The following is a 12,026-nucleotide window of genomic DNA, read 5'->3' as shown; positions in this document are numbered from 1 at the left end:
GAGTTAACAGTTCAGACCACCAGTGTGCCCGAGTGTTACAGCGCTGTCAGGCGATTGGCCCGCGTGGATAGCGTTTGAGCTTGTCCAGCAACTCGGAGCCGGGGATTGGCCGGTCGAACAGGTAGCCCTGGCCGACGTCGCATCGATGGCGGCGCAGGAACGCCAGTTGCTCGGCGGTCTCGATGCCTTCGGCGACCACCTTGAGCTTGAGGTTGTGCGCCATGGCGATCACCGCCGAGGTGATTTCCATGTCGTCCTGGTTATCCGGGATTTCATGGATAAAGCTGCGGTCGATCTTGATGATGTCGATGGGGAATTTCTTCAGGTAACTCAGGGATGAGTAACCAGTGCCGAAATCATCCATGGCCAGGGTCAGGCCAAAGCTCTTCAACTGGTCCAGTTGCAGGCGCGTGTCCTCGGTGGCTTCCAGCAGCAGGCCTTCGGTCAGTTCCAGCTCCAGCAGGTTGGCGGGCAATTGCTCTTCCTTGAGGATACTGGCGATGGACGCCACCAGGTCCGGGTCGGAAAACTGCTTGGGCGACAGGTTGATCGCCACCTGCAGGTTGCCCATGCCGGCGGCGCTCAACTGCTTGCTCATGCGGCAGGCCTGGCGCGCGATCCATTTGCCGATGGGGATGATCAGCCCGGTCTCTTCGGCAACGCTGATGAACTGGTCCGGACGGATCATGCCCTTTTCCGGATGGTTCCAGCGCAGCAGCGCTTCCATGCCCAACAAGCGACCGCTGCGCAGGCACAGCTTGGGTTGGTAGAACACGTCCAGCTCGTTCTGGGTCAGGGCGCGGCGCAGGTTGTTTTCCACGAACAGTTTGTAGCTGGCCTCGGCATTCAGGGCCTCGGTAAACACCTGCACCTGGTGTTTGCCGTTAGCCTTGGCCTTGTGCAGCGCCAGGCCGGCGTTGCGCATCAGGGTCTGCGGGTCGCGGCCATGCAGCGGCGCGCAGGCCAGGCCCACGGAGCCGGTGACACTGATCAGTTGGTTGTCGACGAACATCGGCTTATCGAGGGTCATCAGCAGTTGGCAGGCCATTTGCTGGCCGACCTCAAGGTCGGCGTTGTCGAGCAGCACTGCAAATTCGTTACTGGCAAAGCGCGCCAGGCTACCGCCGGCATTGAGACTGTTGCGCAGGCGCCGGGCCAGGCTGATCAGCAACTTGTCGCCGGTCTGGTGGCCGAGGCTGTCATTGATCCGCTTGAAGTTGTCGATGTCCACCAGCAGCAGGCTGATGGGCGCGTCGCTGTCGCGGGCGAAGCGTTCATCGAGGTTGCGGATGAATGCCGGGCGGTTGCCCAGGTTGGTCAGGTTGTCGGTGTAGGCCAGGCGTTCGATACGCTGCTGGGCCAGTTTGGTCTGGGTGATGTCTTCGTAGATGCCGATGTAGTGGGTCAGTTCGCGATTGTCGCCATAGACCTTGGAAATCGACAGTTGGCCCCAGTACGGTTCGAGGTTTTTGCGCCGGCTCTTGAATTCGCCCTGCCAGCTGTTGCTCTTGGCCAGGCTGGAGGGCGCGTCGAACAACAGTTCGCTGAGGTTTTCCAGGGCCGGCAACTGGGCCAGGCGATGACCGTGGACTTCCTCGGTGCTGTACTGGGTGATCGCGGTGAAGCTGGGGTTGACGTACTCCACCACGCCGTCGCAATTGACCAGCAGGAAGGCATTGGCACTTTGCTCCACGGCGCGCTGGAATAGGTGCAGGGCGCTGGTGGCGGCGCGGCGGTTATGGTTGTTGATGACCTGGGCGAACTGGTCGGCCAACTCGCCGGCAAAGGCTATCTCATCAGATAGCCAATCCCGGGTGCCGGTGCTTTGCTCCAGGCACAGCACGCCCACTACCTGGCCGTCGATGCGGATGCTGGCATCGAGCATCGCGTGGACGTCCATGGGGCGCAGGGTTTCGACCATTTCCCGGGTGCGCGGGTCGCGCATGGCATTGCTGGCATCGATGGCACGGCTGCTGTGCAGGGCTTCCAGATAATCCGGGAAGCCGCTGGCATCAATCGACAATGGCAGATGGTGCTGTTGGTCGGCGCGATTAAAGGCCGAAATCGGCACCAGTTGCTGACCTTCCAGATTCCAGATGCTGGCACAGTCGATCTGGTAGATGTCACAGGCGCTGCGGGTGATCAGTTCGGCGGCTTCTTGCAGGGAGTTGTTGGTGCTGTAGCGCTGGCGGGCCAGCAGCAGGATCAGTTCCTGTTGGGCACGCACCCGTTCCAGGTGCTGCAACTGCTCCTGCTGCGCGCGCTGGTTGAGCTCCAGGGCGATCTGCAGGCGACTGTTCTGGTCTTCCAGGTCGGCGGCGGGCACAGGTGTCAGGTTACTGAACAAACCGTCCACCACCATCAGGTAGCCGCGCAGCAGATGGCGATTGTGCTGCTTGTAGGCCTCACCCACCTCCAGCAGGCTCAGCGGGCCGTCGTTGGTGTGCAGGGTGTAGCGCACCAGGTAATGGGGGCTGAGGGTCAGTTGCTGCTGGATCGCATCGTGCAGTTGGTAGCGCGCCTGGGGCTCCATCAGGCTGGCGTAGGGCGAGCCGACCAGCGAGCACAGCTCTACCGCGGGCAGGCCGAATTGGCGTTCACAATTGGGGTCGAGGTACAGCAGCGCCCAGCTTGCCTCATTCAGCCGCTCGAAACGCAGCATACCGAGGCGCGAAGGCACCGGTAATTGCGTCACGACCTCGGCCGCCGTTCGGGCGACATCGGGTTGGCTTTTCATGGGGAAACTCGCTTGGAAAAATGCGCATCGCGCCGGGCTATCGCCCTCTTTACTGTTGTCTGCGGCAAGGTTGCATCATGCAGCACGGACTGACAAGTGAGGATGAAGGCTAAGTGCTATAAGTGGGTTATCGGCCGCGCAGCGGTTTTCTACAGTCGCAATGATGGACGGTTATCCTGCATGCCCTTTGTAGGCGCGAGCTTGCTCGCGAAAATCGTTAACGATAACGCGCCTAACCTGAATGAGCGTGGCGTCCTTGAGTTTTTTCGCGAGCAAGCTCGCTCCTACAGAAGGGCATGGGCAATTCAGGTGGGCAAAAAAAGCCCCGCCAAATTGGCGGGGTTGAGGTACGAGCGTGGCGCTCGGAAATCGGTGCAGCCAGGCCTCCCCGGTGAAGGGGAGGCCCGTTGGGTTACAGCAGGATCGTGCGGATGTCGTTCAGCAACTGGCTCAGGCGCTGGGTGAAACGTGCAGCGGCCGCGCCATTGATCACACGGTGATCGTAGGACAACGACAGCGGCAGCATCAGCTTCGGCTGGAAGGCCTTGCCGTCCCAGACTGGCTGGATGGTGGCCTTGGAGACACCGAGGATCGCCACTTCCGGCGCGTTGACGATTGGCGTGAAGCCAGTGCCGCCAATGTGCCCGAGGCTGGAGATGGTGAAGCAGGCACCTTGCATGTCGTCCGGAGTCAGCTTCTTGTCACGGGCCTTGGCAGCCAGTGCAGCCGCTTCGCCAGCCAGCTGCAGCAGGCTCTTCTGGTCGACGTTCTTGATGACCGGTACCAGCAGGCCATCCGGGGTGTCGACCGCAAAACCGATGTGCACGTACTTCTTGCGAATGATCGCTTTGCCGCTGGGTGCCAGCGAACTGTTGAAGTCCGGCAGTTCCTTGAGCAGGTGCGCGCAGGCCTTGAGCAGCAGTGGCAGTACGGTCAGTTTCACGCCGGCCTTCTCGGCCACGGCTTTCTGCGCAACGCGGAAAGCTTCCAGGTCGGTGATGTCGGCCTGGTCGAACTGAGTCACGTGCGGAATGTTCAGCCAGCTGGCGTGCAGACCGGCTGCGCCGATTTGCATCAGGCGGGTCATCGGCACTTCTTCGATTTCGCCGAAGCGGCTGAAGTCCACGGTGCGGATTGGCGGAATGCCCGAGCCACCGGTAGCAGCGCCGGCAGCCGGAGCTTCCTTGGCTTTTTGCATCATGGATTTGACGTAAACCTGTACGTCTTCCTTGAGCACACGACCGTGCGGACCGGTTGGGCTGACTGCGCTCAACTCGACGCCGAACTCACGGGCCAGTTGGCGCACAGCAGGACCGGCATGGGTCTTGGCACCGCTTGGTGCTGGGGCAGCAGCCGGGGCCGGAGCGGCCTCGGCTTTTGCCGTAGGCGCCGGGGCAGCAGCAGGTGCAGCTTCAGCCTTGGCGGCCGGAGCAGCGGCGGCTGGAGCGGCAGCAGCAGGAGCCGCAGCGCCCGCTACTTTCAGCTTGAGGATGAAGTCACCAGTGCCGACTTCGTCTTCCAGCTTCACGGCAATGCTTTCCACCACGCCGGCAGCCGGCGATGGGATTTCCATGGAGGCCTTGTCGGACTCCAGGGTGATCAGCGACTGGTCGGCTTCGACGGTGTCGCCGACTTTAACCAGCAGCTCGATGATCTTGGCCTTGCCCGACGAGCCGATGTCCGGAACGTGAATGTCCTGGACGGTAGCAGCGGCGGCAGGTGCAGCAGCCGGGGCCGCTGGGGCCTCGGCAGCAGCGGCAGGCTTTTCAGCGGGAGCCGGGGCAGCAGCAGGAGCGGCCGCCGCAGGGGCCGCATCAGCGGCACCTTCGATTTCCAGCTCAAGCAGTTCGTCGCCTTCTTTCAAGCGGTCGCCCAGCTTCACTTTCAGGCTTTTGACCACGCCGGCCTTGGGAGCAGGGATTTCCATGCTCGCCTTGTCCGACTCCAGGGTCAGGATGCTCTGGTCGGCTTCGACTTTGTCGCCGACCTTCACAAACAGTTCAATTACTTCACCTTCACCGCTGCCGATGTCAGGTACGCGAATGAGCTCGCTCACAGATAGTCTCCTCAGCAGTCCAGTGGGTTGCGTTTTTCCGGGTTGATCCCGAACTTGACGATGGCATCCGCCACCACCTTGGGTTCGATCTCACCACGGTCAGCCAAGGCTTCCAGGGCTGCCAACACCACGAAGTGACGGTCGACTTCGAAGAAGTGACGCAGCTTCTTGCGGCTGTCACTGCGGCCGAAACCGTCGGTGCCCAGGACTTTGAATTCCTTGGACGGGACCCACTGGCGAATTTGTTCAGCAAACAGTTTCATGTAGTCGGTAGAGGCAATGACTGGACCTTTACGGCCGGCCAGGCACTCTTCGACATAGCTCTTGGCTGGCTTCTGGCCAGGGTGCAGGCGGTTGCTGCGCTCTACGGCCAGGCCGTCGCGACGCAGTTCGTTGAAGCTGGTCACGCTCCACACGTCAGCGCCGACGTTGAACTCTTCACGCAGGATCTTCGCCGCTTCACGCACTTCGCGCAGGATGGTGCCGGAGCCCATCAGCTGTACGTGGTGTGCCGCTTCCTTGGTGTCTTCTTCGAGCAGGTACATGCCCTTGATGATGCCTTCTTCAACACCGGCCGGCATGGCTGGCTGCTGGTAGGACTCGTTCATCACGGTGATGTAGTAGAAAACGTCCTGCTGCTCTTCGGTCATCTTCTTCATGCCGTCCTGGATGATCACCGCCAGCTCATAGCCGTAGGTTGGATCAAAGGTGCGGCAGTTCGGGATGGTGGCAGCCAGGATGTGGCTGTGACCGTCTTCGTGTTGCAGGCCTTCGCCGTTCAGCGTGGTCCGCCCGGCAGTACCGCCGATCAGGAAACCACGGGTACGGCTGTCGCCGGCAGCCCAGGCCAGGTCGCCAATGCGCTGGAAGCCGAACATCGAGTAGAAGATGTAGAACGGCAGCATCGGCTGGTTGTGGCTGGAGTACGAAGTACCGGCAGCGATGAAGGAGCTCATGGCGCCCGCTTCGTTGATGCCTTCTTCGAGGATCTGGCCCTTCTTGTCTTCTTTGTAGAACATCACCTGGTCTTTATCGACTGGCTCGTAGAGCTGGCCGACGGAGGAGTAGATGCCCAACTGACGGAACATGCCTTCCATACCGAAGGTACGGGCTTCGTCCGGGATGATCGGGACGATGCGCGGGCCGATTTCCTTGTCCTTGACCAGTTGCGCGAGGATCCGCACGAAGGCCATGGTGGTGGAGATTTCACGGTCGCCCGAACCGTCAAGGATAGCCTTGAGGGTGCTGAGGTCTGGTGTCGGCACACCGAAGCTCTGTGCGCGGCGTTGTGGCACGAAACCGCCCAGGGCAGTGCGACGTTCGCTGAGGTAGCGGGCTTCGGCGCTGTTTGGCTCCGGCTTGAAGAACGGCAGGTTTTCCAGTTCTTCATCCTTGACCGGGATGTCGAAGCGGTCACGGAACAACTTCAGGCTGTCGACATCGACTTTCTTGGTGTTGTGCGCGGTGTTCTTCGCTTCGCCGGCACCGGTGCCATAACCCTTGATGGTCTTGGCCAGGATGACGGTAGGTTGTTCTTTGTGGTTGACCGCTTCGTGGTACGCCGCGTAGACCTTGTACGGGTCGTGGCCGCCACGGTTGAGTTTCCAGATCTCGTCGTCGGACAGGTCTGCAACCATCGCCTTGAGTTCTGGCGTGTTGAAGAAGTGTTCACGTACGAACGCGCCGTCTTTGGCCTTGTAGTTCTGGTATTCGCCGTCGATGACTTCGTCCATGCGACGTTGCAGGATGCCGTCGACGTCCTTGGCCAGCAGTGGGTCCCAGAAACGGCCCCAGATGACTTTGGTCACGTTCCACTGAGCACCGCGGAACACGCCTTCGAGTTCCTGGATGATCTTGCCGTTGCCGCGAACCGGGCCGTCGAGGCGCTGCAGGTTGCAGTTGATGACGAAGATCAGGTTGTCCAGCTTCTCGCGGCCGGCCAGGGAGATAGCGCCCAGGGATTCCGGCTCGTCGCACTCGCCGTCGCCCAGGAAGCACCAGACTTTCTGCTTGCCTTCGGGGATGAAGCCACGGGCTTCCAGGTACTTCATGAAACGTGCCTGGTAGATCGCCTGGATCGGGCCCAGACCCATGGAAACGGTCGGGAACTGCCAGAAGTCAGGCATCAGCCAAGGGTGCGGGTAGGACGACAGGCCGCCACCGTCGACTTCCTGGCGGAAGTTGTTCATCTGGTCTTCGGTGATGCGACCTTCCATGAACGCACGGGCGTAGACGCCTGGCGAGGTGTGACCCTGGAAGTAGATCAGGTCGCCGCCGTGTTCGTCGGTCGGGGCCTGGAAGAAGTAGTTGAAACCGATGTCATACAGGGTTGCGCTGGAAGCGAAGCTGGAGATGTGACCGCCCAGGTCAGAATCTTTCAAGTTCGTGCGCATAACCATCGCCATCGCGTTCCAGCGTACCAGCGAGCGAATGCGGCGTTCCATGAACAGGTCGCCAGGCATGCGTGCTTCGTGGGTAACAGGGATGGTGTTGCGGTATGGCGTGGTGATGGCGTAGGGCAGTTGCGAGCCGCTGCGGGTCGCGAGTTCGCCCATACGGGTCATCAGGTAGTGAGCACGGTCTTCGCCTTCTTTATCGAGAACCGATTCCAGGGCGTCCAGCCATTCCTGGGTTTCGACGGGATCGAGGTCTTGCATGGCTTGCTCCAGGGCGGAAAGGCTACCAGAATCGGTTGCCTGAAGTTTGCGACTGGCCTTGTGGGCAGACGACATAAATTCTTGGATGGCCGAAGGTTGCTTCGGCGTCCTGTAGTTTTACTACAAATCGTCGGCCATTTCAGCCTTTCGAATGTATATACGAGTAGTAAAACTACACAAGACTGAGCGTATGGCTCGGTCTGGCTGGTGAGCATAATCGTTATTGTTGATCTTTTGCGAACGAGAAAAGGTAGAAGTTTAATGTTGCCTGCCAAAATTAATGTTTTTTCAGCTATTTCTAACTTTTGTTCGACAGTCCTTCATCGCGCGCGGTTCTTGCGTTCACAGCCACAAGCCATTTGCGCGCCGATCAAGGATAGACCATGAGCCTTCCAATGCTGGTTGAACTCCCAGCCATTCTGTTGCCATTTGCGAGCAGGGCCGAGCAGTCATTTCGTGACGCGGTGGCCATGCTGGAGGCCGATCATGGCCTGTCCGCGTGGACGCCGCAACGCTGGGCTGACTTTTCCCGGGTATGCGCTGCCAGTGATTTCGTCATTGAACAGAGTGTTCGTGACCCTTTGATGTTGCTCGAACTGGTGGCCAAGGGCGAGCTGGATCGCGGCTTTGCGCCCGATGAACTGTGCGGGCAGATTGCCGCAGCGGTGCAGCAGGCTGAAACAGAAGAAGAACTGGGCCGCGTGCTGCGTCGCCAACGCACTCGCCAGCAAGTGCGGATTATTTGGCGCGACCTGACCCGACAGGCGGACCTGGTGCAGACCTGCCGTGACCTGTCGGACATGGCCGACGCCAGCATCGACCAGGCGTACCAGTGGTTGTACCAGCGCCACTGCGCGCAATTCGGCATCCCCACCGGCGGGCGCAGCGGCGAGCCGCAGCAGATGGTCATCCTCGGCATGGGCAAGCTGGGCGCGGTGGAGTTGAACCTGTCGTCGGACATCGACCTGATCTTCGCCTACCCCGAGGGCGGCGAGACCGTGGGCGCCAAGCGTGCCCTGGATAACCAGGAGTTCTTTATCCGCCTGGGCCAGAAACTGATCAAGGCCCTGGACCCGATGACCGTCGACGGCTTTGTGTTCCGTGTCGACATGCGCCTGCGGCCCTATGGTTCGGCCGGGGCGCTGGTGCTCAGTTTCAATGCATTGGAGCAGTACTACCAGGATCAGGGCCGCGACTGGGAACGCTACGCGATGATCAAGGCGCGGGTGGTGGCCGGCGATCAACAGGCCGGCGCGCAGTTGCTCGATCTGTTGCGCCCGTTCGTCTATCGGCGCTACCTGGATTTTTCCGCCATCGAAGCGCTGCGCACCATGAAGCAGTTGATCCAGCAGGAAGTGCGGCGCAAGGGCATGGCCGAGAATATCAAGCTGGGCGCTGGAGGCATCCGCGAGGTGGAGTTTATCGCCCAGGCGTTCCAGTTGATCCACGGTGGTCGTGACCTGAGCCTGCAACAACGGCCATTGTTGAAGGTGCTGGGCACCCTGGAAGGCCAGGGCTACCTGCCGCCGGCGGTGATTGCCGAGTTGCGCAGTGGCTATGAATTCCTGCGCTACACCGAACATGCGATCCAGGCCATCGCCGACCGTCAGACACAGATGCTGCCCAACAATGATGAAGACCAGGCGCGTATTGCGTTCATGCTGGGTTTTGCCAATTGGACCGCGTTCCATGAGCAATTGATGTACTGGCGTGGCCGGGTGGACTGGCATTTCCGCCAGGTGATTGCCGATCCGGACGAAGAGGACGGTGCAGAAAGCGAATTGGTGGTGGGCGGTGAGTGGTTGCCCCTGTGGGAAGAATCCCAAAATGAAGAGGCTGCCTGTCGCCAATTGGCTGAAGGCGGCTTTGCCGACGCGCCCAAGGCCCTGAAAGCCTTGGCCGGCCTGCGCAGCAGCCCGCAACTGCGGGCGATGCAGCGCCTGGGGCGTGAGCGTCTGGACGCATTCATCCCGCGCCTGCTGGCCCAGGCGGTCGAGCACGCCAACCCGGACCTGGTGCTGGAGCGCGTACTGCCGCTGGTAGAAGCCGTTGCCCGACGTTCTGCGTATCTGGTGCTGTTGACGGAAAACCCTGACGCCCTGCGTCGGCTGTTGACCCTATGCGCCGCCAGCCCGTGGATTGCCGAGCAGATCACCCGCTTCCCGTTGCTGCTGGACGAATTGCTTAACGAAGGCCGCCTGTTCAAGCCGCCGTTGGCGCCGGAGTTGGCTGCCGAATTGCGCGAGCGCCTGACGCGTATCCCTGAGGATGATCTTGAGCAGCAGATGGAGGCCTTGCGCCACTTCAAGTTGGCGCACCGCCTGCGGGTCGCGGCGTCGGAAATCGCCGGCAGCCTGCCATTGATGAAAGTCAGCGATTACCTGACCTGGCTCGCCGAGGCGATTCTTGAGCAAGTGCTGGCCCTGGCCTGGCGCCAGACCGTCGCCCGCCATGGTTCGCCGCAGCGGTTGGACGGGACCTTGTGCGATCCGGGTTTTATCATTGTCGGTTATGGCAAGGTTGGTGGTATCGAGTTGGGCCATGGTTCGGACCTGGACCTGGTGTTTATCCATGACGGTGATCCGCAAGCCGAAACCGACGGCGCCAAGCCGATCGACGGTGCGCAGTTCTTTACCCGGCTGGGCCAGCGGATCATTCACCTGTTGACCACCCAGACCAACTCCGGGCAGCTGTACGAAGTGGATATGCGCCTGCGACCTTCTGGCGCATCCGGGCTGCTGGTCAGCTCCCTGGGGGCCTTTGCCCGTTATCAGGAAAACGAGGCCTGGACCTGGGAGCACCAGGCCCTAGTGCGGGCACGGGTGTTGGTTGGCAGCCAGGACGTGGGCCGGGCGTTTGAGGCCGTGCGGGCGCAGGTGCTGGGGCGCACGCAGGACCTGGCGAAGCTGCGCCAGGAGGTCAGCGAGATGCGCGCCAAGATGCGCGACAACCTGGGCACCAAGTCGACCGGGGCCGGCACAGCTGCGAATGCCTTCGAGCCCACGGCGGTGTTCGATCTCAAGCAGGACGCCGGAGGTATCGTCGATATTGAATTTATGGTGCAATACGCCGCTTTGGCGTGGTCTGCGCAACATCCATCGTTGCTGCGCTATACCGATAACATCCGCATCCTGGAAGGCCTGGAGCAGGTCGGGCTGATGCCCGCCGCCGATGCCCACCTGTTGCGTGAGGTGTATAAGGCTTATCGCTCGGCGGCCCATCGCCAGGCCTTGCAGAACGAGGCAGGGGTGGTTGCCGGGGATCAGTTTGCTGACGAACGGCGCCAGGTGAAACGGATCTGGCATGAGCTGGGGCTAAACTGAACCAGATCAACACAGCGACACGATGCTGATGTGGGAGCAGGACTTATGTGGGAGCGGGCTTGCTCGCGATGCAGGCGCTGTGGTCTGTCAGTCAGGCCGCGGCGATGCTATCGCGAGCAAGCCCGCTCCCACACAAGCCTGCACTCACATGAGTACGGTCTTACAGTTATATCGAGGCGGGGAGGCATGAGCCTCCCCGAATCGTTTGTGGAAACTACATGAATATTCTGATCGTTGGGCCCAGTTGGGTCGGTGACATGGTGATGGCGCAGACACTGTTCCAGTGCCTGAAACAGCGTCATCCCGACTGCCAAATCGACGTGCTCGCCCCCGAGTGGAGCCGGCCGATCCTGGAGCGCATGCCCGAGGTGCGCCAGGCCTTGAGCTTCCCGCTCGGCCATGGCGCGCTGGAGCTGGCGACCCGGCGGCGTATCGGCAAGTCCCTGGCCGGCCAGTACGACCAGGCGATCCTGCTGCCCAACTCGATGAAGTCGGCGCTGGTGCCGTTCTTCGCCGGTATCCCCAAGCGCACTGGCTGGCGTGGCGAGTTCCGCTATGGCTTGCTCAATGATGTGCGCAAGCTCGACAAGGCCCGCTACCCGCTGATGATCGAGCGCTTCATGGCCCTGGCCTACGCGCCCGATGCCGAGTTGCCGACGCCGTATCCACGGCCGAGCCTGCAAATCGACCCGGTTACCCGCGATGCGGCCCTGGCCAAGTTCGGCTTGACCCTGGACCGGCCGGTGCTGGCGCTGTGCCCTGGTGCCGAGTTTGGCGAATCCAAGCGTTGGCCGTCGGAGCATTACGCCAAGGTTGCCGAGCTGAAAATCCGCGAAGGCTGGCAAGTCTGGCTGTTTGGCTCGAAAAACGATCATTCGGTGGGTGAAGACATCCGCCAGCGCCTGATCCCCGGCCTGCGCGAAGAAGCGGTCAACCTCAGTGGCGATACCTCGCTGGCCGAGGCCATTGACCTGCTGTCCTGTGCCGATTCGGTGGTGTCCAACGACTCCGGCCTGATGCACGTGGCTGCTGCGCTGAACCGCCCGCTGGTGGCAGTGTATGGCTCCACTTCGCCAGGCTTTACGCCGCCGTTGGCCGACAAGGTCGAAGTGGTGCGCCTGGGCCTCGATTGCAGTCCCTGCTTTGACCGTACCTGCCGTTTCGGTCACTACAATTGCCTGCGCCAATTGCTGCCAGAGCCGGTGACTGAAGCCTTGCAGCGGTTGCAGGGCAACGTGGTCGAGGTTCACTGA

At 61.2% G+C, this 12,026-nt stretch carries 5 protein-coding genes; 2 read left to right on the top strand and 3 right to left on the bottom strand.

Annotation, left to right across the window (positions count from 1 at the left end; translation table 11 throughout):
• Positions 1-46: 46 nt before the first annotated feature.
• The 3 genes from H097_RS20685 to aceE form a co-directional block, all read right to left on the bottom strand.
• Positions 47-2,737, bottom strand: a complete 2,691-nt coding sequence (locus H097_RS20685; protein ID WP_032862123.1) for a GGDEF and EAL domain-containing protein — start codon at positions 2,735-2,737, stop codon at positions 47-49.
• 412 nt (positions 2,738-3,149) lie between these two features.
• Positions 3,150-4,793, bottom strand: a complete 1,644-nt coding sequence (gene aceF, locus H097_RS20680; protein ID WP_032862122.1) for a dihydrolipoyllysine-residue acetyltransferase — start codon at positions 4,791-4,793, stop codon at positions 3,150-3,152.
• A gap of 11 nt (positions 4,794-4,804) precedes the next feature.
• Positions 4,805-7,450, bottom strand: a complete 2,646-nt coding sequence (aceE, locus tag H097_RS20675) for a pyruvate dehydrogenase (acetyl-transferring), homodimeric type (protein WP_032862120.1) — start codon at positions 7,448-7,450, stop codon at positions 4,805-4,807.
• Positions 7,451-7,833: 383 nt separating this feature from the next.
• Here aceE and glnE point away from each other — a divergent pair, with 383 nt between their 5' ends.
• The gene (gene glnE / locus H097_RS20670; RefSeq protein ID WP_032862118.1) at positions 7,834-10,773 is read left to right on the top strand and encodes a bifunctional [glutamate--ammonia ligase]-adenylyl-L-tyrosine phosphorylase/[glutamate--ammonia-ligase] adenylyltransferase; all 2,940 of its coding nucleotides are present in this window, start codon (positions 7,834-7,836) and stop codon (positions 10,771-10,773) included.
• A gap of 218 nt (positions 10,774-10,991) precedes the next feature.
• Positions 10,992-12,026 (top strand): lipopolysaccharide heptosyltransferase II, encoded by a 1,035-nt coding sequence (waaF, locus tag H097_RS20665; RefSeq protein ID WP_032862117.1) that lies wholly within the window; start codon positions 10,992-10,994, stop codon positions 12,024-12,026.

The sequence above is a fragment of the Pseudomonas sp. FH4 genome (assembly GCF_000510915.2).
In the GTDB taxonomy this organism is placed as follows: Bacteria; Pseudomonadota; Gammaproteobacteria; order Pseudomonadales; family Pseudomonadaceae; genus Aquipseudomonas; species Aquipseudomonas brenneri.
The sequence above is the reverse complement of the archived record's forward strand: the minus strand, read 5'-3'. Positions and strand labels throughout refer to the sequence as shown.